The following is a 25,069-nucleotide window of genomic DNA, read 5'->3' as shown; positions in this document are numbered from 1 at the left end:
GCTCATTTAGCTCAGCAGCGACTCTGCACCGTCAATGACAATTTCCGCACCTGTGATATGTCTGGACTCCGCAGAAGCCAGGAACGCTACCAGATCAGCGACGTGCTCTGGCTGACCCGGTCCGTCCGCAAGCGGTTGCTGGCCTTCCGGGAATTCCATTGGAATGACAATTTGCTGCAACTCATCCGTTTTGACCGTACTTTGGTCAATATTCGTTGCAATCGCTCCAGGACAGATGACATTGACACGAATCTTGAACTTCGCCAATTCCAGCGCAGCCATCTTCGCAAAAGCAACTTGCCCCGCCTTAGATGTACTGTACGCCGACATGCCGAAGCTGGAGAAGCGCTGATTACCATTAATGGAGCTCGTGATAATGATACTGCCGCCACCACGTTTCTTCATATGAGGCAGTGCATACTTGATCGTGAAAAAAGTCCCGTTCAGATTCGTCGTAATAATCTGCTGCCAATCCTCAACCTGAATTTCCTCAATCGGTGCCGATACACCATTAATGCCTGCGTTGGCAAAAACGATATCCAGACCGCCGAACAATTCAATGGTCTCCAGGACTGCTTTTTCCACCCGGGCAGGATCGGAAATATCTACATCGAATGCTCTTGCCGCACCTGCACGCAGCTTATTAATTTCGGCTTCCGTCTCCGAGATCCGATCATTAACCAGATCGAGCAGCGCAACATGTGCTCCCTCACTCGCCAGTTTAAGCGCTGCCGCTTTGCCAATCCCCGAACCAGCCCCTGTAATAATGGCGACTTTGCCTTCGAACCGTGACTTGCCGTTATGTTGTGTCATTATCCATTCCACTCCTTCTCGCTCAGTAATTATGTAAGAATGTACGTTCATGCAATATCTGTAAGTAGATTCTTCACAAGATTACCCAAAAAGAGTCTCTTTTAAATCAACACGGACAAGTTTTTTCGTGGGTGATGCTCACCATTTTCAGCAGGATGATCAGATCATCCTGTAATGCTTCACCCGACCTCACCATTCCAGCTCAATGAAAGCGGCATCATCTTCAAGCCCGCCCGTATGTCTCGCATCCAGCAGCACCTGGATGTGCTCATCCGGAATATAAGCCTGGATCGCATCCAGGTCATTCAGGCCATCCGTGTACATTTGCAGACGAATCACTTCATTCGCAGACATTTTCGCCTCATAGATATGCGGTTTGCCACCAACTGGCCCCTCTAATGTAGACCAACGTTCATTCGTACGGCAGTTCACCTGAAATGCTGCCGATTGTTCCTGAGCGTTACGCCAGAGACGGATTCGCGAGTCTCCTTGCCAGGCTAGCCACACTTTGCTTTTTCGATTGCCTGCCGAGAGCTCGATGCGTCCACACACATACATGGCCTGACTTCCCTTGCTCCGCTTCTCCATCAGCACTTCCCGAAGCAGTATAGGCGAGTTCTCCAAAGGCTGCAACTTCTCCAGCTGTTCGGATGCCGGACTGGTTAAATCATGAAGCAGACGTTCCATAGCATCCAAAGAAGGATGCTGAGTCGTTTCCAGCCATTCCAACAAGGCGTTCCCCAGAAAGCGTGCAGCAAAATCACCAAGGTAACTCATGCCTACCCCATCACATAATACGAAAGTACACACATTACCATTCATGCGAACAGCAGCAAAATCCTGTCCGGTGTCTCCCTGATTAACGGTCTCCGCCGCTCTTCCATAACCGTACCTGCACTTGAATGTACCTTGATAACGGGTCAAGGGCTGTTCCCCCGTCTGGACACTCACATAGCGAAAGTTGCCCTGATAATGGTCCGCACGGCTTCCCTTATCTCCAGCAGACAATGTTGCCAAACGCATCGCTCTCATGATTCCCCTCCTATCTCACAGGCGTAGCAGCGGACATCTGAAACCCGATGGATACCAGTTCTGCACAAGTACCAGGAAGCATCATCAGTGCACCAGGTGAAAGCAAATAATCCGCCTCAACCAGCATTTCACGATAACTTTCCGGCAGAACCGAGGACATATTGCGCAGCTTCTCCCCATGTTCATCCTGAAGGACCGTTTCCTGAGATATTCCCTTCCATCTTCGGGGCTCCGGAATAGGGCCTTCCAGCAGATGATCGGATATAAAAATATTCTCAACGAGTACATTGCCATCAGGCACACTCATACCCATGATTCTTTTGGCAATGGGCTCCGGATCTTCGCCTGTAGCTACCCCATCGGTCATATGACATACAAGCGGCGCAGGACAATCCTGCATATTTGGAATTTCAGCCTGTAGAATTTTCTCGGCCTGCAGGAAAGCCTTCGCTGAATCCGAGAATCTTTTCGGCGTTAAGTCGGGCAAGGAACCCACAGCAGCGATTTCGTCGATGCCCTTAATCCCGTTCAACAGATCGTACACATCGTCGCTGTATGCCAGAATCGCGATCCTGTAACGGGGTGTCAATCTGTTCCCCTTGGTCGAACGAAACACCATTTGGCGAATAGCCAGAGATAAGGCATCATAGACGACATCAATCCGCCGACGGTTGTCCAGAACCATGTTCATGGAGGCGCTAATATCAATTAAATAGATAATCAGTGCGGGTGTGCGCTGGGATGCTTGAATTGTGTAGTTCATCTGGGATGTGTCACCTCCGTCGTTTACGTTATTTTACAAGTTGGGTAATGTATAATCCGTATTGCTTAGGAATTTATTGATTGCATTCATTCGTGCTGCCACTTTACCGACACCTTTGAAATAGGACGCGTCGGTGTTGTACAGATTTTTGAAATCACGCGCGTATGATTCGGCATTCTCAATTTTTCTGCCTTTTTGCGCATTATACGTTTTATTGTAATGGGCAATCAGTGTGACGACATTCTGGGCCCGTATTTTCTTGAGCGCAGCTTTCTGGGACGCCTCCTGTTTGCGCTGAGCCTCGGCTGCTGCCTTACGCTCGGCTTCCTGCTTCGCAATTTTGGCGTCATTTTCTTTTTTCCACACCAGATAGGCTTCATATTTTGCCTGTTTGTCGTACTTTTCCTGTTCAGCCTTCTTGGCTGCTTCAAGCTTCTGTTGCTTCTGCTTGGCAAGATAAGCCTCATATTTCGCTTGCTTATCATACTTGGCCTGAAGCGCTTTACGCTCTTCTTCTTTCTTCTTGGCCTCTGCCTGCTTTTTCTCCGCTTCAGCCAGCTTTTTCTTTTCCTCTGCATCAAGTTTCGCCGCATCTGCTTCTTTTTGTTTCTTTTCTTCTTCCTGCTGCTTCAGAGCAGTCACCCTCACAGCTTCGGCCTCTTCCGCAGCCTTTAGTTCGGCCTGTTTGGCAGCCGCCTCCTGCTCCTTCTGTTTAACCTCAGCCTGATCGGCCAATATTTTAACCGTTGGCACGCTTCCAGCCAGCAGAACAATCAGCACCGCCGAAGAAATCATAAACTTTTTGGATCGGTAAAAAGGAATCTTGGCTGGCTGAGCTGCATCATCATGCTTGGGATTTAGCTTCGCGTCCAGCTCTTGAATCGCAGCCTCAACTTCCATCTGCATCGCACTGTTATCCGGAATGAAATGATGTAATGAACGATACACTTCCAACGCCGCGGCCGGTTTGCCTTCATCCTCCAATGCTCTCGCCTGAAGGAAGAGGCGATTCACTACCGCTTCCTGACCAGGAGAAGGTTCCACAGCGGGCACGTTCTGGTCCGTATTTCCCTGCTTATCCGATATACCGCTTGCTGCTCCTGTCCCTTTAATCTGGTTCGTCTCGACTGCATTTGTCTGGTCTGAAGCCATGACTTCAGATTCTTCAACAGATGCTGCGCTTGCCAGATGGATGTCCACAGCAGCCAGCGCCACAAACCATTCGCCAAACGTAGGGCAGCTGCTGAGATCATGACTCTCCCAGGCACGAATAAACAGATCTGACACCTTGGAGCCCCAGCGCTTCTGGAGCGATTCTCTCATTGCATAATAACGTTCATTTACCGTCTGCATTTCGTGCTGGTCAAAATAACTTTCTCCCCATGCTTTCTCCACAATCGCTGCATCAGACCAACTTAACATCTCAGCAATGATAACTGCTCCGGCAAAACGATCGGCATACGCACTCCACAAACCGCTGTGCACTGTCCGATGGGCCGCATACCCTGGTGAACCGGCAAGCAATGCATCCGGACGATCCATTCTGGAACCGTACATCTGCTCTACATCTACCAGTTCAACTGCTGAAACCCCTCTCAGGTTCTCCACTTCGGAAAAAAACGGAATCATCACATTGGGTGCGGACAAATCACAATGAGCCAGTCCACGCTGTTCCATGGCCGAGCCGATCCCGGCCAGGGCTCTCGCCAGCTTCAGACTTTCCTCTGCTGTCAGCTGCTTCTGATCGCTGATTACATCGAACCAGGTCAGACCATGCACCCACGGCATCAATACCGCATACAACAGATCAGGATGTTCTCCAATGAGCGCTCCGTTTCTTTCCGGAGTGAGCACATCACGCTTGCATACCTGCAAACCTGGCAGTTCACTATAAGACTCCATATGCTCAGACTGATACACCATAGCCGGGATACGGAATTTAGGGAAAAATACTTTTAGTGCTTTGGCCCCACTTATGGAACCGTTACGGGGTAACAACTGATAGACGATACCCTGCCTTCCAGCTTGGGCGTAAGCCAGACCAGGTGCAGCCGGATGCTGCCCAATGATATAGGCAATGTCGTTAATCACCACTTCATCCCCGGGATTTGGTTGAAAAGACATGCTCATCCCTCTCTCTGTCATTCTGTTATAGTGCAACAAAAACCGGGTGTTGTGAAAACGCCCGGTTTTTGCTGTAGTTGTAAATCTTCAGCTTGCTTCCTGCATATGATTCTGGGCGAATTCGGATATGGAACCTGCCCGAACTATGTATCGCAGATTAGCGAGCTTGGTCTGCCGTACGGAATTTGTTGGCAATAGCCGTCAGTTCCGCGCTGATGCTATTCAGCGTTTGAACGAAAGATTGCATTTGTTTGCTGGCTTCCTGGAATTCCTGGAAGAAGCGTTGTTTCGTCATACCTTCCCATTGTCCTTCCATGCTTGTGATGGATTGAGTCAATGTAGAAACGATTTGCTGACTTTGCTCACCGCTTTGTTTAAATTGGTTGGAAACCTGATCAAGCTGTTCTGGGGTAACTAAAATACGTCCTGCCATTTGTAATACCTCCTTGGTTTGTGCAATTAAATTCACTTGTTCAAATTGTACTATACAAGGATCGATCGGACAAAAGCCGAAGGACCTAATCCTATTTACCCCATTTTTGGCATTCGAAACTTCGCCTAACAGCCTATTTATAAAAAAAATCACTTTCTGCTGTCTTGCTTATTCAGCCTTGTACCCCGTGAGCTCAGGAAACCACAGGTTCGGTTCCTCTTCTCCCACGAAAGGAGGGATCTGTGAATCTCCACGCCACAGGTTCAGGCTGCATGGCCTGAATCAAGGTCGCCGGTGAGCCATCAGGCGGTGCGGCATCCTGTACACGGTACACTGCCGCTACCGCGGAAAATGGATCGGATACAACAGCAGCAGTTGCCGAATGCGCAGGCATAATTTCTCCTGCACGCTCCGTCTGAAGAACATTCAACATATTGACCGCATTGCCATAGGCTGTGTTCACATGACTCAACACTGTACGATACTCCATGTCCACCTGCTGGAATAACAAGGCCTTGCGTCCCAGCTGTACGCTCAAGTCCATAAAACGAAGTACTGCTGCTTCGCAGAGTCGCTTGCTGTGATTCCATTCATTCATGATCGCGGCGCGGGCTTCAATATCCCACTCCAGCGAATGAATGGCCTGATCCAATACTGTCATCTTTTGCTGTATTTGCTCCGCCGCATACTGAATCTGCCTGCTCAGTGCCCGAAGCACATCCGGTTCCACACGAATGCGCATTTACCATCACCTTTCCTCTTCCCCTGCAGGCTGTTTAAGCCAGTCCAGCAGCATCTCGTGAAACTGTTCTCTTGTCGTCAGTGCTGCAACAAGCCAATCATCCGAAGCCGCAGTACTCATGCGGAACAGCCAGTTGGATATCGTACTTGCAGCGAAAGCCGCAGACTGTGATTTCCATCCTTCTCCGTTCCATACGAGCAACCGCAGTTCCCCTTCAGATTCCTTGTTCACCAGACAGCGCGCAAGCGCAAGTGACCCCTCGGGATCGCTTGTCTCTTGTACTAACTCATCAGCCACTGCCTGTAATTCTTTGTTCTTCAGATCATTCATCACATCATAGAATTTTTTCTTGGAGCACATCAGAGCCGGCTTTTCCGCCGGAGAATGACCACTCCAATTCATTCTTTGAATCAGAAAATCAATCGCTTCACGAACATTCCCCAAATCACTCAGCCGGAACGAGTCCGGTTCGTCTGCAACACGGGATACTTCAACGACACGTTCATCCGTGCAGTGCACATAACTTTCATACGACTTGCCGCTGTGCGTGTAGCGAATCCAGCAAGCCCTGTCGGACAGTCCCGCAATGGCTACCCTGGAGAAAACGGTCGGTGTCATGATCAGCTCATTGCTGTCCTGATCCTGAATCAGATATCCTTTGTCGAGCAGGGAGGTCTTTACACGCTCCCACTCCAAAGCAATGTCTTCCGCCATATACCCGCGGAACGGATCTTCCACGCCAAGCAATCGGTCTGAACCGAGAATACCGGCCAGGAAAAAAAGCTCTTTTATTTGCAAAGTGACTACCTTTTGCTTGGAATCATGAACCGTCAACATTATGAGCCACCTCCCCTCAAACTACAACATGCCATCGGTCACGAATTTCAGAAATCCAATCGGTCATTTTCCAGGTGCCATCACATGGAATTGCACCTTTAACCCTGGAATATTTACGTTTAACATAATAACCTTGACCCGGAGGCAGTACCTTCAGCCCAGTTGAACTCCCTCCGGACTCCGAATAAGGTATACGGAAGAACGAGAGATCATTAGGGTCTAAAGTCCCGAACAACAATCCGCTCTGGGAAGCCTTCACATCGTTCACCCAGTCAGAACCAAAGGTTGGAAAGTCTGCCGGAACTCCTGACAGAATCACATGTATGCCTCGATCCCTGCCTTGACGAACGATCGCTCCCAATTGATCCTTCACATTAAAATCATTTAATTGCTTGGATAACGTATCCGCATCGTCGATAACGAGAACGATCTCCGGTCCACCGGTTAACTCGCCTCTTTTTAGAACTTCATCGTACAACTGTTGGATCACAGGTGCAAGCTGTTCTTCACGGGATACATGTCCACGGACATGGGGCAAACTGCTGATTTCCCCCAGTCCTCCGGAACCATACCGCATATCTACCGTGTATATTTGCACGTCTTCAGGAGACGCATGATAGGCAAGGGATAACATCCAGGTCAGCAAAAATGTCGTTTTGCCACCTTCCATCGGACTCGTAACCATGAAATGTGGCCCTTCACGCAAATTTAACTGGAAGGGTTCCAGATCATCAGTCAGCAAACCTACGGGTACTGTTAAGGATGATACGTCTCCGACTTGCCCGAAGGTTCCTGTACGGATAAGCACATCTTTGAGCTTAACCTCTTCCGGGAGCGGCGCAATCTGCGGTGCTTCTTCTCCGTTCCAGTTTTCTCTGATCTCTGCAATCGTGCGCCGCAGAGCGGAAGAACGTTTGCCTTCATCTGCTCCGGATGACGGCAATGCCGCCTGGAACATCAATGGAGGAACCTGTCCTTTGACCAGTCCTCTTCCAGGTGGAAGCTGGCTAGGTGCCTTGGACGGCCGACCCACTGCGTAATAATAGTCGCTTGGATCAGATAATTCAAACGAAACCGCATTGGGAATATTGCTTCTGAATTTCTCAAATACATCCGTAACACGGTTGGCCGTGAGGATAAATGTGATTCCCAGACTACCGCCTTCACGAAGGATCGTTTCCAGAAGTTCATTCTCCTCGGGATACGCATTTCGGAAAGAAAGATAACCATCGATAACAACTACAATTTGCGGCACGGCTGCATGGGCTGTGCGACGGTAGGCTGATATTGTCTTAACCCCGGCTTCCGAGATCATGTCTTTGCGTTGTGCAGACAGTTTCAGGATGTATCGGAATAACCGCTTGATCCGATCTTCCTCTTCAGACATCATTACCGCACCGATCTGAGGCAAGCCTGCGAAATCCTTCATCATCCGGCCCATATCAATAATATAGCCATGCCAAGGTTCAGTCCGCTTAGAACGTGCCAGTGACATCAGCAAGGTTTGCACAAACGTCGTTTTCCCCAGACCAGGCATACCGTATACAACCAGATGTCCCTGATCCACCGGAAGTGCGAGCGGCTGCTGTCGTTGATTAGGCAGATCATCCAGCAGGCCAACTACAGGTTTCAGGCCAGAGGCACCGCCGTCAAGCAATACTTCACGATTCTCTTCTTCCTGCCAGTCGTTAAGGCTTTCCCATTCGAGTGTCTCAGGCAACGGTGGCAACCAAGGTCCCGGTAATCGGGTGATCCCCGCCTCTGCTGCCGCTTCTGCCACATAATCAATAAATACCTGAAGCTGCTTGGGCACATCCTCACCTTTGAGCACAGCTCTGCGCTCTCCAGTCAAGAGTGGCTCCCGTTTCCCATTCAAACGAACTTCCATAACAGGCAGTACCGTCGTTGTATCTTCCTGCTGATTATACGGCGCACCGCTCCAGGCGAATTGCATTTCCTCAAACACTTCATCACTGCCTACCTGGAAGTATCCACGACCCGGCTTGGTGATCCAAGCCGCATTCGGAATTTTGATCATATCCCGACTATCCCCTTCGCTTTGAACGCGAAGACAGATACGGAAACGCGAATTGCTCCATATTTTATCATCAACCACACCTGCAGGCTTCTGGGTTGCCAGTATAAGATGTACACCTAGTGTCCGGCCGATGGCCGCTATGCTGATTAATTCATCCATGAACTCCGGCTGATCCCGCTTTAATTGCGCAAACTCGTCAATGATGATAACTAAGTGCGGCAACGGCTGTTCATGTCTGGAACGCAGAATTTTGTAATACTCATCAATGTGCTGGAGATTTCCAGCATCATTTAATATTTTTTGCCTTCTGACCAGTTCGGCCCGCAGTGAGATATTGGCTCGTTCAATCAAATTCCCATCCAGATTGGTGATCGTGCCGACAACGTGAGGTAAGCCCACAAATGTATTGGACATCCCGCCGCCCTTATAGTCAATCAACATAAAGGCCAGATCATGTGGATGGAACTCGGCAGCCAGAGAGGCCACAATCGACTGGATAACTTCACTTTTGCCTGAGCCCGTTGTCCCTGCGATCAGACCATGCGGGCCATGACCCTGACGTTCAATTTTATCATGTAAGTTAATCGCAATTTTCTTGCCGCCAGCTCGCACGCCCATAGGTACGGGAAGTGTGTCCGGGTATCGTGTCTGGCTCCAGCGTGTGACCACATCTAGATCCTCTACTCGTGATGTACTTAACATGTCGAATAATGGAAGCACCTGTGGTATATCCGAAGCGGATGAACGTTTCAGGCGGATCGGTGACATATAACGCGAGAGCGCCTCTGCGGATTCTCTGGAGATCACATCTGGCGTGTACGTTTGCCTGATCACGTCGGCATCCTCGGTTTTTTTGATATAAAGCCCCTTGCCTTTGGAAGCCTCCATAATTAACTGACAATGCATGGGTAGCGATTCCTTACGGTTTGCCAATATGATGGTACATACATCGATCTCCTGAGCTGATTCCAGCAGCAGGGGAAGCAACGGCTCTTCTTCTATTAATTGCGTATCCGAGAGAACCACCACATAACATGGAGTTTGCACGGTTTTCTTGTAGCGATCTTCCTTATTATTGCGCCTACGGTTCAACACGGAAAACAAGCTGTCCGCCAATTGATGCGCACCGCTGTGCCTGTCGGCCATATAGCGTTGTCCCTGATCTTCATCCCAAATGTGGGGCAACCAGCGCAGCCAATCCCATTCCTTTGATTCCTTTTCTTCATAAAAGGCAGCAATCTTTAATTCATCCGGTGAATGACGGACGGTCAGTTGTGAAATAATTACGCGCAATGAAGCGAGTACTTCCTCACGATTGCCGACCAACCCCATCACTTTCGACTGAAATAAAGGCAGTGTAATCGATGCTTCGGGCACCGTCTCGAACTCAGCTGCCAATTCATGAGCCGCTTCAATTAACTCATCCTTTTCATAACCGTCCACACGAGGAACCTGAAGTTTGATTCGAAACGGAATTTCGCCTGTGCCGATTCGCACCTGCAAGAAGTCATCATCTTCCGGGGAACGTTCCCATAACGAACTGTTGCGATTCTTCACCAACTGAAGACATACATTGGGATCCCCATGAATTTCATACAGACTCTTCACTTGCTCCGCTTGAGCTTCCTTCAGCTCTTCACGATGTTTCTCCAGTTGTGCACGATACATGGTAGTACGCTCTTCCAACTTTTTGCGATAGGACTTCTTGTTGCTCAGATATACAAAAAACGGAATCGTGTATGAAGTAAGCATCATCATAACCGTCATCATCTGAAACATCATATAATTGGGATTGTTCATTTTGCCGCTCATATTGATATATACGTAGAAACCGATGCTGACCATCGTCATCATGATCGGTACAATAATAGAAATCATTGAAAATGTAGGTTTGTTTGGTTCTGCAGGAGGCCTTAGAATTTCCAGCCTTTCTTCCTTGAGAACCGGTGTCATTCTTGGAGAACGCTGATATAACACATTCACGAAGAGAAGACCTCCTTATATTTCATTGCCGTAAACAATATATACGTTCAGATTCTTCATTCGTTGCTGTCCTGCTGAAACAATGAACGTCTTCCATACACCGGCGCTTCTTCAGAAGTGGTGGAAAACGCCCGCTGGACCCGTACACAACTTCCTTGACGCAGCCCTGTTTCCATTAACTGTTGTGAGTTTTGTGGCGAGAACCACAATCCTTCCGGAAATTTGGCTTCAAGGATGTACTGAATGCCCTCTCCCGGTGCCTGACCGAAAATACGGACTCCCAGCAATGTCTTCAGATGTTCAATAGTACATTCATCCGGTACCTCGATGTCGAACCACTCGCCTTCCTCCCGACCGGAATACACGGTAAGAATCAAAATAATCCCTCCCATGGTCTCATATGTAAATTGTCCTAGTGTCAAATTAAATCAAAAAAATGCAGATGAAACGCTATTCCATCCCTATTTTCTTACATAAACACCCTGTTTGCAATGTGCAACCTGTAATTTTGTTACATATGACCCACGTATATATTAAAATATCGTCCATTCGACTCAGAACTTTCGAGGCAGTAGTCACGTTAATTATTGCAAGGATGCGAAACTACATGTCTTTCTTCCATATAAATGGAAGCTGTATATTGATTTTTCGGGACTTTTTAATGCTTCGCCCACAATTGAATTGTGAACACTTTTCAAACATTGCTCACCTTTATGTTTTCATAAGCTGATTTTAAGGTAATTTTAAGCATTGGAATTTAATATAACCAGTAAGAAATAACTCTCGTGAGGTGATTTCTAGTGAGAACACTAATAACTTTTCAAAACAAATCAATCCCTGTATATTTCAATCAAGAAAACAAACAACCTGTACAAAAGACACTACGATTGCTTAGCAGTGCACTTGAGAACAAGATTAGCAATGGTAAACGTGCTTTACAGAAATGTCTGCAATCATTGATTAGTATTGAGATTGTCGGTGGTGAAGCCATTCTTCACAGCCGTAGCGAAAATGACTCCCTCGCCTTATCGCTTTATTAAGATGAGTCAGTTGTTTAATTCAACATGGAAACTGCGAATTCATTCATTCGCGAACATAAGGAAAAGGAAGCTTGCCGCTAAGGACAAGCTTCCTTTTTTTGTGTACCACATCTCTTTTATCTATTTCTAATGCAATCGGCTGACGACATAAGCATTTTCGTGTTCTTCTTCCATCTCGGCCTTTTGGATTCGAATGACAAACAACCGAACCAGATTATCACGTGTATTTTCTTCCTGACAAGTATTCAGCTTTCTCAGAATGAAACGGTCAATGGACATGAAGTTCAGGCCCCTTTACCTATTGGATTTACGGATCTGTTCTGCCCGTGTATCCATAAATAACCAGATTACAGGTATGCCAAACAGCTTATTCACACCATTTCCTCGCCTGTTTTTCAAACGTGTAAAAACATGAAAAAGGCCGCCCCATCAAGCTTGTGGCGGACTCTGCGCAATCTTTGTCACTCTTTCTCGAACCCTATCTGATTATAAAATAAAGTATTTTCTAATCCATGTTCACTGTCGAATTATTGCACTCCCGGATATTCCCGATATTGATACTGAATGCTGATCCAGCGAGTCCGTGTGAACTTCTCAATAGCCCAATCGCCACCAAAACGACCAATACCCGATGATTTCTCACCACCAAACATCACATGCGCCTCATCATTCACGGATTGATCATTTACATGCACCATGCCTGATTCAATCTGCTGGGCAACTTGATACCCTCTTTCCAGATCTCCGGTGAATACGGAGCCGCTCAATCCATAGGGCGTATCATTAACCAAACGCACGGCCTCCTGCTCATCCCGGGCTTTCATTAATACCGCGACAGGTCCAAACAGTTCCTGTTGCACAATATGCTGCTCAGGTTTCACATCTGCGAGTATGGTCGGCTCCAGCACACTGCCTTTGCTAGTACCGCCCAGCAGCAATCTTGCTCCTTCCGCCTGGGCTCCCTTAATCAAGTCCAGCAGGCGCTCCACTTCCTTCTCACGAATGAGCGGACCTACCAGCGTTTGGGAATCCGAAGGATCACCAGCCTGAATTTTTTTCGTTTTGGCGACAAAGGACTCCTCAAACTTATCGTAAATATCAGCATGTACAATAATACGATTAAGTGCCATACAGATTTGCCCTTGATGCAGGAATTTATCGAACACCGCAGACTCTGCAGCACGTTCGATATCCGCATCTTTCAGGACAATCATCGCATTGTTCCCCCCAAGTTCAAGCGCAGTTTCTTTCAAATGCTCACCCGCGAGTTTACCGATGCCCTGCCCCACCTCTGTGGAGCCTGTAAAGGAAATGACTTTGGGTACCGGATGCGCTACAAAATAATCTCCAATCTCACTCCCGCTCCCAGCTACCACATTCAGTACACCTTCAGGCAATCCAGCCTGCTCAAATAGATCAGCAATAAGCCAACCAGCCGTAATAGGAGTATCGGACGCAGGCTTAATAACGACTCCATTACCCAAAGCAATAGCCGGAGCTACGGAACGCAGACACAGGTGCAAAGGAAAATTCCAAGGGCCGATAACGCCGATAACTCCCTTGGGTTCCCGCACAACACGATTCTCTTTCCCGGGTGTATTTGAAGGCAGAATCTCCCCCTTCATCCGATAAGGGAACGAAGCTGCTTCATCCACAATCCGTTTCGCAGAAGCAAACTCCGCGTCGGCCTTGATGCGTGTGCTCCCGGATTCCGTAATCAGCAATTTTATAATTTCCTCTTTGCGCTCAACCATTAGAGCCGAAACTATGCGGAGTACACCCTCTTTTACCGCCGGCAGAGACTTCTTCCATTCCACCGAGCTCTTTCGAGCCGCCTCATATGCCTGATCTATATCTTCCTTGTTCGAGGATCGCCAGGTTGCGATGACCTCTCCCGTGTACGGATTTTTATTTTCCACTGTTTTCTCGCCGGAGCCTTCTACCCATTCGCCATTAATAAATTGTTTCGTCCATGTTGTATGTTCTGTCTCCATTAAAGTCATCTGAATAACGCCTCCCAATCAAGATTGAATGTCACACCTCAAAGCGGTGTAGTAGTTCATTAACCTTGTTAAGGATTGCGCAAACGTGAAGAACAGATGAATCCTTTCATCCTCTGATGGGAAAATGCTTCTCAAAGCCTAATAGATTAATCTAAATTTGCATTTATTCAACTACTGGGAACCGTTCTCTCCAAATAGAGTCAAGTCCTCCCAACCATAAGCAACCTCTAACAGATCTTGACCCCCAATTCGGATTTGCTGTGTTTGGACAGGGATTCCGCCCATTTTTTCATAGAAACGACAGGCTGAATTTTGCTCCAGTGCCCAGATCAGCAAGTTCCTCATGTCCAGGGAATGGAGATAACGAACGACGTGTTTCGCCAGCTGCTGGCCGATACCCGTTTGTTGCACTTCTTTCAGTAAATAAATAGCATACAACTCAGCATCGTAAGGCAATTTGCCTTCACGTTCCTTTCCACCGCAGGCGAATCCGACAATTTTCCCATCTTCCTGCTCAGCCACCACCAGAATCTGATCCTTTTCGCCAGAACGGATATTTCGTTCCCATTGGGACAACCTTGATTCTGTAGTCAGATTGTCCAAAAAATCATCCGGCACGATCCCTCGATATGTTGTCTTCCAACTCTCTGTATGTACATGGGCTACGGCTTCCGCATCCCCTTCACGCGCTGGTCTGATTTGCATGTTATTACTCCCTTTCTCTCGGCCAAGCCGTGACTTTACAATCCCCTTCATCAGATAAATCCGGCCCTAGGGCCGGATCGTTACTTGTGTGCCGACTGACACTTTGGAAGAAAGGTCCAGCACATCCGAGTTATACATGCGTATGCATCCATGAGAAACGGACTTGCCAATGGATGAAGGATCATTCGTTCCATGAATCCCATAATGCGGCGCCGACAACCCCATCCAAAGAACGCCAAATGGCCCTCCAGGGTTCTCTTGTTTGTTAATAATCGTAAACACGCCGTTAGGCGTCTGCGTGAGCATCTTGCCTATAGCGACAGGATAACCCTTAACCACCTGTGAGCCATCCAAAAGATATAACATATGATCCGACAGGTCCACGATGATGCTGTAATCTGGCATGATGACATCCCTCCTGATCTATCCTATGCAGGATATAGAGGGATGCCCACCTGGTCTCAGGCCTCTTCCCAGTCTTTTGTACTGCGGACATGTTTCGGTTTGCGGGAACTGACGGGTTTGCTTGAAGCGGTCCGTCTTTTGGATGCGGCCTCTTCCTTACGTTGCTGAAATTTCAGTTCCTTTTGCATTTTCAAGTAGTTGCCCAGCCTTTTTTCATCCAATGAACCTTCCTGAATAGCCTCCTTGACGGCGCAACCAGCTTCCCCGGTATGAGTGCAATCCTGAAACCTGCATTCCGTTGCAAGCTGCTCAATTTCACCAAAAGCATGTGACAAACCATCCTGACCTTCATCCCACAGATTGAGTTCACGCATTCCCGGTGTGTCAATCAATACCGCTCCCTGCGGCAGTACAAATATTTCCCGATGAGTGGTCGTATGTCGTCCGCGGCTGTCGTCCTCACGAACGGCCTGCGTGAGCTGTACACTTTCGCCCATCATCCAGTTGACCAGGGTAGACTTGCCACTACCGGAAGAACCCGTCAAGGCTACCGTTGTGCCTGGAGACAGAAATTTTTCAAGTAAAGATTTGCCCTGATCCTGAACAGCCGATATTGCCAACACTTCAATTCCAGGAGCAATGCCTTCCACCAGCGAAATTTGTTCTTCCACATCTTCGCTCAGATCACTTTTGCTTAGAATGATGACAGGTCTGACTCCACCATTCCAGGCCATCATAATGTATCTTTCGAGCCGTCTCAGATTAAAATCATGATTAAGAGCGGCAACAATCAGCAATGTATCCACATTCGCCGCAATCAATTGCTCTTTGGTCACTGGACCAGCGGCTTGTCGGGATACCCTACTCTGACGTGGCACAATGCTGTGAATGATGGCTTCTTCTCCAGCTTGCCCTGTAACAGCGACCCAATCCCCAACAGCTGGTACAATGCCAGTCTCCTCATTATCATGACGCATCCGCCCGGATACCCGTCCCCAGCATTCTCCCTCAGCCGTAATCAGGCGAAGCAATTGCCCGTGATCCGCAATAATTCTTGCCGGTTTTCTTAATTGTTCTTCCATACCAGTCTGCTCCCACAACTCCTGCCACTTAGCAGACCAGCCGTATTTCTCCATCGTGTTATTCAAAATAAAAATTCCTCCCGATAAATGGTGTGTTATCCTTCATTGACATTGACAACAATCAACAATGAATGCTCCGGTCCGGCATCAAAACCAAATAAGCCACGAGCAGCACTGCACCCGCGGCAATAAGAAGTTAGCCGAATAGAGGATTGTTTGTATGGCTTTCATATCGGACGCATCATTACGACAATCCGATACTCGTTATCCAGAAACAACCCATTTTCGGCATACAAAAAGCCACGGGTACGTCACCCGTGGCTTCATCTGTGCATGTTATTCTGTGTTACGTACATATGGACAATATTGCCCAACTGCCGTAAAATTACATGCCTTGATCCGTTCCGGAGACGCTGTTCATATTCAAATTAACGTATACTGCCATTAGATTTGTCATTTAACATCGCCTCCCTTGTAGAATTATCCATCATGTTACACAGCTTCAACCGCTTTTGTCAAGTCTAATTATTTTTCACTTATTTTACTTGATCCCACCGTGTCCACATCTCCTTCGGATTCAGTTCATAGATCCCATCTTCCCGAAACATGAACTGGTGCATGATAAACTCCCGACGAATGGTGGCAAAATCCTCATGATAGTTTTGAATGAATGCATTGATCTCTTTCTCCGTATATTTCCGTCCGGATTCAAGCTGCTCCACCAAATGACCCAGTACAATCAACTTTTTCTTATATTGAGCCGGGATCTGACGCAATCGTCCATCCTTCGAGAAGAAATTCCGCATCACGGATGCCTTCAGCGTCTCATTCACATCACTCATATCGGCAACCTCCTCTTGTCTAAAAATAAAATCTACTGAAGCCTGTGCGTGCTCCCGGATAAAATAAGGATTGAGCGAGAAAAACACCGTATTTTTCTCTCTGCGTTCTTTGATTAGCGCTGCTTCTCTTAGCTTGGATGCATGATGTGTAACGGTTGGCTGAGACAAGTTAAGCTTCTCGGCAAGCGCTTGACCATGAAGTTCTCCCTGGGATAACAGCAGCAGCATCCGAAGTCGGGTCGGATCAGCCAGGGCTTTATGGTAAGCCACAATCTTCTCCAGTTGCATTTCGTTCAACTCACTTCCGTTTAGATGATCATCTAATTTGATATTAGTCTTTTCCCTCTCTTAAGTCAATTCCCCAGGATCAAGATCATTTCTTTACGTCCGTATCCTTCTTGAACTGGCATTGAACCTATATTTACGGTAGGATTATAGTGCTTGAAATAAGGAGGATTAAGAACATGGAAGATGTCATTATTATCGGCGGAGGCCCATGCGGTCTATCTGCTGCCATTGAATGCGAGCGGCTGGGACTGTCCGCTGTAATTGTTGAGAAGTACAATATCGTCCAATCTATTTATCTGTATCCAACCCATATGCAGTTTTTCAGTACAGCGGAATTGCTTGAGATTGGGAATGTTCCGTTCAGCACACCGAACGACAAACCTTTTCGTTACGAGGCACTCGCCTATTATCGCAAGGTAGCCGAACGTTTCGGCCTGCGTGTTCATAACTATGAGGAAGCCCAAGAAATCAAACGCAAGGACGATGGCACGTTCGAGGTACATACGGTCAATCGGCGTGGGCAGGCAATCGTTCATGAAGGACGAAATGTCGTTGTTGCTACAGGTTATTTTGACCACCCTAACTATCTTGGCATCCCTGGAGAAGACAAGGATAAAGTCACTCATTATTTCCGTGAAGCTCATCCTTACACACGTACACGTGTCGCCATTATTGGAGGCAGTAATTCAGCTGTCGATGCTGCCATGGAGCTGGTTCGTGTCGGTGCACATATTGACATGGTTTATCGTGGTAGCGGTGTTTCGGAACATATTAAACCATGGGTTCGTCCATTATTCGAAAGCATGGTGCAAAAAGGCAGAATCTCACTTCACCTTGGCTCACGTGTAAATGAAATTTTGGACGATTCCATTCGTTTACTCCATTCTGATGGATCCACAAGTGAACTCGACAATGACTTTGTGCTGGCCTTGACCGGATTCCGTCCTGACCGCAAGCTACTTTCTTCCGTAGGTGTCGAGATGTCCGAGGATATGGATAAACCGGTATATGACCCGCAGACAATGGAAAGCAGCGTACCAGGCATATACGTTGGTGGAGTAATCGCATCAGGACGCAATGCTAATGAAGTATTTATTGAATCCGGGCGCTGGCACGGAAGATATATTGCAGAACATATCGTAGGTCGTCATCGCGGGCAGACCGAAGGGGAATGAAATCGATGGATATGACCTCACTGCTGTTGCTTGTGTTCGCCGCGCTAGGTATTATCAGCAGTAATACACCCGTAACCGTAGCCATGGTATTTCTGTTGTTGCTGCGGGTACTGAACCTAAATCAGGCTTTTCCCTGGCTGGAAAAGTACGGACTTACGATTGGTATCATCATCCTGACCATTGGTGTTATGGCACCACTCGCCAGCGGCAAAATCAGTCTGCAGACAATTGGAGAGTCTTTTCTGCACTGGAAATCGCTGCTCGCCATTGGTGTGGGATTACTTGTCGCCCATCTCGGAGGACGAGGAGCTACGCTAATGAGTACACAGCCTACCGTCGTTGCCGGGCTGCTTATTGGTACGGTGCTTGGGGTTGCCTTGTTCAAGGGTGTACCTGTCGGTCCCCTGATTGCAGCAGGAATTTTATCCTTACTGCTCGGAAAATCATGATCAAAGTTGGGACTTGACATCCTTCTGCTGACTGGCTGTTTTTCCCACCGTTGTATGATATACTTCTATTCATGCAATTCAAGCATCCAAGTCCATAGCAGAGAAATCAATTTGATGTTCCTTCATACAAAATAAATTGATTCACCTCGCAACTATTAATGGCCGCAGGAGGATTCAGGAACCCATGTCACGTCAGTTTGTTACAGAAGCCGTGATGGTGGCAATTTACGGTCAATTGCTCGCGCCGCCGGCGCCTGTTGAATATATTGTTCCTTACACCACCATCCTTGAGTTATATGAATTTCAGACCAGCCCTGACCCTTTGATGGATAATCCGGCGGATGACCAGCATGTGAAATCCAAGATTAACGAAATGATTTCTTATTTTGAAGAACCTTTGAATAAGAAAAAAATAGAGCGCGCCCTGGCTGTTCCCTGGGCCAAAAGTCCGTCCATTCTGTTTGGTGATCAGGTCTCCATCGCCATCATTAATGCGGTTGATACCGCACAATATGGTGAATATTTTGATCCCATTGAGACCGAGCTGCTTCTCACTTCACAGCGCCTGGATACCCCCATACTTACCGATCAGGTCGAATTGATCGCACGTATTATTGAATCGGCATCTCCCGTGCAGGTCTTCGATATTGACGATTTTGATTTTGCGATGGATGATGAAGAACCGCTTGATCAAGTCTAGTTAGGACATGAACCTGCTGGTTCACAAGAATAATCATTGTACTCATGGATAATGGTCCATAGATTTTGATTGCCACAACAAAGAAGACGCCTTCCCGACAGGAAAGGCGTCTTCTTTGTTGTGTTTATTCTATTTCGGAAGACCTGAGCAGCAAGCGGCTAAAATCATTCAGCCTGGGTAATGATTTGAGATCAAAAAACTTCAGCCCTGCTTCGCTATTTACTCGTGATTCTACGAGCGAATTCTGGACAATTTGTGCCCTGAACATAGCAATGACATAATATTCTTCATCCCCACTGGCATGCAAATGTCTCAGATTCGGACCAGAATGCAATCCTTCAAGTGTCATATGATTGGTGGTCCACCCCGTTTCTTCCCACAGTTCCCTGTGGGCGGTGTCCTCAATGGCTTCTCCCGGGCGCATTTGTCCCGCAGGAATACGCCAATGTCCGTGTTCAGCATGCTGGATCAGCAATAATTCACCTTGTTCATTCTCGGCCCGAACCGCCGCCTTAACAACAATATGAGAGCGATTCGCGATATACTGGGCCAAATCTCGGGCTGGCGGATTCATGTCGTATCTCCTCCTGTTCGAAAATCGGTGCGACCGGTGATGAGCCATTCTATATACGCAGAGATATCACGTTAAATCTCAGTGTAGCGATATTCGATATCCTGTCCCTCTTCAACGACATCTACATGAAGTTGATGACCCTTCAGATACCAGTAATCATGATCTTCCATAAAAAAATGGATACCCGATACCTTCGTTTGATCAGCAGGATGTCTCGGTTCCTCCACGGCGATTCCGAGGGAGAAGCCAGGATGAAGACCTCCGCCGGAGCTATAACGGGCGAAGAATCGAATGCTGTCTCCTTCGTTCAAATTCAGTTCTTCCTTATACCAGCGAGCAGCGCGGTCAGATACATGTATGGTACTCATTTGGTGTCAGCTCCTTCTCTATATATATGTTCCATCATATCGCTACAATGGCCTGATTACAAACCTCAACCACCCCAAATACGCAAAAAAAGTTCATTCACTTGTCATAATTTCATCACAATGCGCAGCATCTTCTGTTTTGGAAAAACGTTTGACAGATTGTAAAAGTCGGTGTTAAGATGCAAACATACGAGATCCACATGCAATTTATTACCAAAAAAGAAAGGGTGGTTACGGTGTTTAACAATGACGATCTACATCAATTCAGCATACAACTAAATACCGGAGCACCCATGAAATCGTTATTCCGTTCATAAGACCGCATCACAGAAGCCTCTAATCAGGTTTGCTGTTTTGTACTCTCAAAATCGAACTTTATCTACGGTGGTGGCTCTGCTCTCGGAGCCATGCTGCCGTATGAATGATACCCAAGACATACCGCCTGCGTGCGGTATGTCTTTTTTTGTGGGCTCAAATGGCTAAACATGAACGGAACATGCATTTCACGAACTTGAAAGGAAGGGATACCACTTGTTCTCTGTACTTAAAAATCTGGCCTGGTTTTTCCGGCTGGAACGCAAACGATACCTCATTGGTGTCACCTTGCTTATTATGGTGGGCATCATTGAACTGCTGCCACCTCGTCTTCTGGGCAATGCCATTGACGAGATTGTACGCGGTTCCGTCACCGGCGCCTCACTCACACGCTACATTTTACTTATTCTAGGATCGGTCATCATTATCTATCTGACAACGTACATATGGATGCACAAACTGTTTGGCGGTGCCAATCTGGTTGAACGCTTGCTGCGGTCACGCTTTATGGACCATTTGCTGCGGATGACCCCTCCCTTTTTTGAGAAAAACAGAACCGGCGATCTGATGGCACGTGCCACGAATGATCTTCGTTCCATTGCCACCACAGCAGGCTTCGGCATGCTGACGTTAACCGACTCCACTGCTTTTCTGGCAACTGTATTATTCGCCATGGGTTTTCTAGTTAGCTGGAAACTGACCTTGGCCGCAATTCTGCCTCTGCCTTTTATCGCCATCGCCATGATGATCTATGGTAAAGCCGTCCATCAACGATACACATTGGCACAGGATGCATTCGGGGATATGAACGATCAGGTGCTTGAATCTATTGCCGGCATTCGAGTCGTGCGTGCCTATGTTCAGGAACGTATGGACGAGAAAAGGTTCGCTGATGTCACCGAAGATGTGTACCGCAAAAATCTGGCCGTTGCCAAGATGGATGCACTGTTCGAACCTACCATCCGGTTATGTGTCGGACTCAGTTATGTGATTGCACTTGCCTACGGCATTTATCTTGTTTTTCATAATGAAATTACCCTAGGGGATCTCGTATCGTTCAATATGTACCTGGGGATGATGATCTGGCCAATGTTCGCCATTGGAGAATTGATTAACCTGATGCAGCGTGGTAGTGCCTCACTGGATCGTGTTAATGAGACTCTATCTGTAGAACCTGCCGTGAAAGATGTTGATCAGCCTGCTCATATTACTAATCCTGAAGAAATCGCCATGCAGGATGTTACTTTCCGGTATCCTAGTTCTACTGTAGACAATCTCAGTCATGTCAGCTTTTCACTTCGACGCGGGCAGACACTGGGTATCGTGGGACGTACAGGTAGCGGCAAGTCCACCCTGCTCAAACAATTGCTTCATGAATACCCGGCCGGATCGGGTAAGTTAAGCATCTCCGGTCATCCGATTCAGGATATCGCCAAAGATGACCTGCACAGCTGGATTGGATATGTTCCACAAGAACAGGTGCTGTTCTCCAAATCGGTTCGCCAGAACATTCAATTCGGCAAGCCGGGTGCAGATGATAGTGTAATTATGGAAGCGATTCGCACTGCAGCCTTTGATGGAGATCTGGGCACATTATCCGATGGACTGGACACACTCGTTGGTGAAAAAGGAATTGCGCTGTCCGGTGGACAGAAACAGCGGGTATCGCTGGCGCGTGCCTTTATCGCCGATCCGGACATTTTGATTCTGGATGATGCTTTATCTGCCGTCGATGCACGAACCGAAGCCAAAATTATTGAAAATATACGCAACAAACGCTCGAGCAAAACAACGCTGATCTCGACTCACCGCCTGTCCGCTATTGAACACGCTGACCGAATCATCGTACTGGAGCAAGGGAAAATAACGGAAGAAGGAACCCATCAGGAACTGCTTGCTATGAACGGCTGGTACCGTGAACAGTATGAACGGCAACAGGTGGAGTCTAATTTGTCCACGTAGGAGGTCAACGCTTTGAAGTCTAATACAGGCAAACGGCTGCTTCAATATGCTCTAAAAGCCAAAGGTACGTTTATTGCCGCTTTAATTATGCTTACGATTGGAGTTGCGGCTGAACTTGCCGGCCCTTTCATCGCCAAGTCCATGATCGACAATCATTTGCTCGCTATTGAGCAGCCTTTCTATGAGACTACAGCTTCAAGCGAAGCGGCGGTCTACAATGGAAAGAACTACAAACGTGAAGGCCGGTTTGCAACGGATGAAACGAAAGGTACCCAGGTGCGCGTACTGCAAGCCGGAAGAAGTTTTTATTTTGTCAATGAACCCGTTAGTGCCCCCAATGGGGATCGAACCTATGCGGACGGAACACTGACGGTTACACGCGCAGGGGAAGTGACGGGTCAATATGCGGCGGTGCCTTTATCCGCTGGTGAACTCTTTGCCTTTTACAACCCCGAAATGCCAAGCATCTATCAATTGATTGTGTATTACATGATCTTCCTTGTCATCTCTGTCATTATGGAGTTTGGTAAAACATACTGGCTGCAATCATCTGCCAACAAAGTCATCCAAAGACTTCGTAACGATGTGTATGCACATATCCAGCGATTGCCTGTACACTTTTTCGACAACCTGCCTGCAGGTAAAGTGGTCTCTCGGGTCACCAACGATACCGAAGCCGTAAAGGATTTGTTCGTTGCAGTTTTGTCGAACTTTTTCTCAGGGATCATTACAATTACTGGAGTGTACATTGCGCTCTTTCTGCTGGATTTCCGTCTCGGATTGATCTCGCTGTTCGTTGTACCGATGCTGGTTCTGTGGATTGTGCTCTATCGTAAAATCGCTACTCGTTACAATACGATTATTCGTTCACGTCTGAGCGAGATTAATGCAATTATTAACGAATCCATTCAGGGGATGTCCATTATTCGGGTATTCCGTCATCAGAAACAGACCAAGCAGGAATTCGAGGATCTAAATGATGATTATATGAAACACCAGAACAAAATGCTCAATCTGAACGCTTTCACCTCACACAACCTGGTTAACGTTTTGCGGAATATCGCTTTTGCGGTTGTTCTGTGGTACTTCGGCTCTAGTGTGCTGGACGGCACAAGTATCATCTCGCTGGGTGTGCTGTATGCATTCGTTGATGTTCTCGGACGTTTGTTCCAGCCGATTACAGGTATGGTGAACCAACTCGCGAACCTGGACTCCTCCCTGGTATCCGCCGGACGTGTATTTGAACTGATGGATGAACCAGGTGAACCGGTAACCGATGGATCGATGCCGAGATACAAGGGGAATGTCGTGTTTGACGATGTATCCTTTGCTTATAAAAAAGATTATGTGCTGAACAATATCTCGTTCAAAGCATCACAAGGTCAAACGGTCGCGCTGGTGGGCCATACCGGTTCCGGTAAAAGCTCCATCATCAACCTGCTGTTCCGGTTCTATGATCCACAGAAAGGCAAGATCACGATCGACGGTCAGAACGTCAAGGATCTGCCTAAACAGTGGATTCGCGAACATATGGGCATTGTATTGCAAGATCCGTACCTGTTTACGGGTACCGTGGCGTCCAATGTCAGTCTCGGCGATGAAAAGATTACTCGTGCACAGATTGAACAGGCGCTGCGCGACGTAGGTGCAGAGCGAATTCTTGCCCATCTTCCACAAGGATTCGACGAGCCGGTTATCGAAAAAGGGAGCACCTTATCTGCCGGACAACGGCAATTGATCTCCTTCGCTCGTGCACTGGCATTCGATCCAGCCATCCTGATTCTCGATGAAGCTACGGCGAACATTGATACCGAAACAGAAGCATTAATTCAAAATGCGCTCGAAGTCCTCAAAAAAGGACGGACCACCTTCATCATCGCCCACCGTCTGTCCACGATTCGTTCAGCAGACCAGATTCTAGTCCTGCATCGCGGACGAATTGTTGAACAAGGTGCTCATGATGAGCTGATGGAACTCAAGGGACGCTATTATCAGATGTATCAGCTGCAACAAGGTGCTCAAGCAGCACCGGATACGAGTGGAAACAACCCATTGGGTGAGGCCATTCGAACCACTTCCTCCTTTGCTGGAGGCGGCGTGTAGTAGCACGGGAATGAATGCAAATATAATTCAACACCAACCGATATGCCCGCGGACCTCTTGGTCTGTAGGGATATCGGTTTTTATTTTGTCCACCATGACCCAAAATCCGAAAGAAGGTTGGGTCCTCTAATCTACTTTACTCTGCTCCACTCTACATTTCTCCGCTCTTGTTTATCTCTTCTTGACCTTACCTATTTCTCAATTAACTCAGATTCAATTGGGTTTAGATTTCCTTTAATATATTCATAACTTCTAATTTCCTCTTATTGACAATGGATAAATCTCCCTGTATT

General features: G+C 47.4%; 23 protein-coding genes. 6 read left to right on the top strand and 17 right to left on the bottom strand.

What is annotated here, in order from left to right; genetic code table 11:
• Positions 1–6: 6 nt before the first annotated feature.
• The 9 genes from ACDJ58_RS10455 to ACDJ58_RS10415 all read right to left on the bottom strand — a co-directional run bounded on the left by ACDJ58_RS10455 (position 7) and on the right by ACDJ58_RS10415 (position 11,142).
• A complete protein-coding gene (locus tag ACDJ58_RS10455) occupies positions 7–813 on the bottom strand; it encodes an SDR family oxidoreductase (RefSeq protein ID WP_063566319.1) in 807 nt (268 codons plus the stop codon).
• A gap of 189 nt (positions 814–1,002) precedes the next feature.
• Positions 1,003–1,845, bottom strand: coding sequence for a protein phosphatase 2C domain-containing protein (locus tag ACDJ58_RS10450; protein WP_413377635.1), 843 nt, complete (start codon positions 1,843–1,845; stop codon positions 1,003–1,005).
• A gap of 10 nt (positions 1,846–1,855) precedes the next feature.
• Positions 1,856–2,608 (bottom strand): vWA domain-containing protein, encoded by a 753-nt coding sequence (locus tag ACDJ58_RS10445; RefSeq protein ID WP_064639011.1) that lies wholly within the window; start codon positions 2,606–2,608, stop codon positions 1,856–1,858.
• 33 nt (positions 2,609–2,641) lie between these two features.
• Positions 2,642–4,732, bottom strand: coding sequence for a hypothetical protein (locus tag ACDJ58_RS10440; RefSeq protein ID WP_413377633.1), 2,091 nt, complete (start codon positions 4,730–4,732; stop codon positions 2,642–2,644).
• A 157-nt stretch (positions 4,733–4,889) separates the two neighbouring features.
• A complete protein-coding gene (locus ACDJ58_RS10435) occupies positions 4,890–5,165 on the bottom strand; it encodes a WXG100 family type VII secretion target (RefSeq protein ID WP_017689071.1) in 276 nt (91 codons plus the stop codon).
• Between the two features lie 193 nt (positions 5,166–5,358).
• Positions 5,359–5,907 (bottom strand): WXG100 family type VII secretion target, encoded by a 549-nt coding sequence (locus ACDJ58_RS10430; protein WP_413377631.1) that lies wholly within the window; start codon positions 5,905–5,907, stop codon positions 5,359–5,361.
• Between the two features lie 6 nt (positions 5,908–5,913).
• The gene (locus ACDJ58_RS10425) at positions 5,914–6,744 is read right to left on the bottom strand and encodes a hypothetical protein (protein WP_413377629.1); all 831 of its coding nucleotides are present in this window, start codon (positions 6,742–6,744) and stop codon (positions 5,914–5,916) included.
• Between the two features lie 16 nt (positions 6,745–6,760).
• Positions 6,761–10,765: a type VII secretion protein EssC gene (gene essC / locus ACDJ58_RS10420; RefSeq protein ID WP_413377627.1), complete on the bottom strand. Its 4,005-nt coding sequence runs from the start codon at positions 10,763–10,765 to the stop codon at positions 6,761–6,763.
• Between the two features lie 56 nt (positions 10,766–10,821).
• Complete coding sequence (locus tag ACDJ58_RS10415; RefSeq protein WP_090896181.1) at positions 10,822–11,142, bottom strand: hypothetical protein; 321 nt, start codon at positions 11,140–11,142, stop codon at positions 10,822–10,824.
• Positions 11,143–11,565: 423 nt separating this feature from the next.
• Here ACDJ58_RS10415 and ACDJ58_RS10410 point away from each other — a divergent pair, with 423 nt between their 5' ends.
• Positions 11,566–11,805, top strand: coding sequence for a hypothetical protein (locus ACDJ58_RS10410; protein ID WP_063566326.1), 240 nt, complete (start codon positions 11,566–11,568; stop codon positions 11,803–11,805).
• 126 nt (positions 11,806–11,931) lie between these two features.
• On the opposite strand, the gene ACDJ58_RS10405 is transcribed toward ACDJ58_RS10410, so the two are convergent.
• The 6 genes from ACDJ58_RS10405 to ACDJ58_RS10380 all read right to left on the bottom strand — a co-directional run bounded on the left by ACDJ58_RS10405 (position 11,932) and on the right by ACDJ58_RS10380 (position 17,130).
• On the bottom strand, positions 11,932–12,084 hold the full coding sequence (locus ACDJ58_RS10405) for a hypothetical protein (RefSeq protein WP_170867771.1): 153 nt from the start codon (positions 12,082–12,084) through the stop codon (positions 11,932–11,934).
• 248 nt (positions 12,085–12,332) lie between these two features.
• On the bottom strand, positions 12,333–13,808 hold the full coding sequence (locus tag ACDJ58_RS10400) for an aldehyde dehydrogenase family protein (RefSeq protein ID WP_413377625.1): 1,476 nt from the start codon (positions 13,806–13,808) through the stop codon (positions 12,333–12,335).
• Between the two features lie 171 nt (positions 13,809–13,979).
• The gene (locus ACDJ58_RS10395) at positions 13,980–14,513 is read right to left on the bottom strand and encodes a GNAT family N-acetyltransferase (RefSeq protein ID WP_175381324.1); all 534 of its coding nucleotides are present in this window, start codon (positions 14,511–14,513) and stop codon (positions 13,980–13,982) included.
• A gap of 66 nt (positions 14,514–14,579) precedes the next feature.
• Complete coding sequence (locus ACDJ58_RS10390; protein WP_079346840.1) at positions 14,580–14,918, bottom strand: L,D-transpeptidase; 339 nt, start codon at positions 14,916–14,918, stop codon at positions 14,580–14,582.
• Positions 14,919–14,974: 56 nt separating this feature from the next.
• Complete coding sequence (gene rsgA / locus ACDJ58_RS10385) at positions 14,975–16,054, bottom strand: ribosome small subunit-dependent GTPase A (RefSeq protein ID WP_413379587.1); 1,080 nt, start codon at positions 16,052–16,054, stop codon at positions 14,975–14,977.
• 482 nt (positions 16,055–16,536) lie between these two features.
• A complete protein-coding gene (locus ACDJ58_RS10380; RefSeq protein WP_413379584.1) occupies positions 16,537–17,130 on the bottom strand; it encodes a metalloregulator ArsR/SmtB family transcription factor in 594 nt (197 codons plus the stop codon).
• Positions 17,131–17,306: 176 nt separating this feature from the next.
• On the opposite strand from ACDJ58_RS10380, the gene ACDJ58_RS10375 reads away from it, so the two are divergent.
• The 3 genes from ACDJ58_RS10375 to ACDJ58_RS10365 all read left to right on the top strand — a co-directional run bounded on the left by ACDJ58_RS10375 (position 17,307) and on the right by ACDJ58_RS10365 (position 19,454).
• Positions 17,307–18,305 carry a YpdA family putative bacillithiol disulfide reductase gene (locus ACDJ58_RS10375; RefSeq protein WP_413377622.1) on the top strand — a complete coding sequence of 333 codons (999 nt, stop codon included), beginning with the start codon at positions 17,307–17,309 and terminating at the stop codon, positions 18,303–18,305.
• A 5-nt stretch (positions 18,306–18,310) separates the two neighbouring features.
• Positions 18,311–18,754 (top strand): DUF441 domain-containing protein, encoded by a 444-nt coding sequence (locus ACDJ58_RS10370; RefSeq protein WP_024630316.1) that lies wholly within the window; start codon positions 18,311–18,313, stop codon positions 18,752–18,754.
• A 184-nt stretch (positions 18,755–18,938) separates the two neighbouring features.
• A complete protein-coding gene (locus ACDJ58_RS10365) occupies positions 18,939–19,454 on the top strand; it encodes a hypothetical protein (RefSeq protein ID WP_063566333.1) in 516 nt (171 codons plus the stop codon).
• Between the two features lie 124 nt (positions 19,455–19,578).
• On the opposite strand, the gene ACDJ58_RS10360 is transcribed toward ACDJ58_RS10365, so the two are convergent.
• The gene (locus ACDJ58_RS10360; protein ID WP_413377620.1) at positions 19,579–20,028 is read right to left on the bottom strand and encodes an NUDIX domain-containing protein; all 450 of its coding nucleotides are present in this window, start codon (positions 20,026–20,028) and stop codon (positions 19,579–19,581) included.
• A 71-nt stretch (positions 20,029–20,099) separates the two neighbouring features.
• On the bottom strand, positions 20,100–20,396 hold the full coding sequence (locus tag ACDJ58_RS10355; RefSeq protein ID WP_413377618.1) for a HesB/YadR/YfhF family protein: 297 nt from the start codon (positions 20,394–20,396) through the stop codon (positions 20,100–20,102).
• A gap of 531 nt (positions 20,397–20,927) precedes the next feature.
• Here ACDJ58_RS10355 and ACDJ58_RS10350 point away from each other — a divergent pair.
• Both ACDJ58_RS10350 and ACDJ58_RS10345 read left to right on the top strand, forming a co-directional pair.
• Entirely contained in the window at positions 20,928–22,673 is a 1,746-nt protein-coding gene (locus tag ACDJ58_RS10350) for an ABC transporter ATP-binding protein (RefSeq protein ID WP_413377616.1), read from the top strand.
• A gap of 12 nt (positions 22,674–22,685) precedes the next feature.
• Positions 22,686–24,776 carry an ABC transporter ATP-binding protein gene (locus ACDJ58_RS10345; RefSeq protein ID WP_413377614.1) on the top strand — a complete coding sequence of 697 codons (2,091 nt, stop codon included), beginning with the start codon at positions 22,686–22,688 and terminating at the stop codon, positions 24,774–24,776.
• Positions 24,777–25,069: the final 293 nt, after the last annotated feature.

The organism is Paenibacillus taichungensis, from assembly GCF_047302525.1.
GTDB classification, from domain to species: domain Bacteria; phylum Bacillota; class Bacilli; order Paenibacillales; family Paenibacillaceae; genus Paenibacillus; species Paenibacillus taichungensis_B.
Note: the sequence above shows the minus strand (reverse complement) of the source record. Positions and strands in the feature narration are given on the sequence as shown.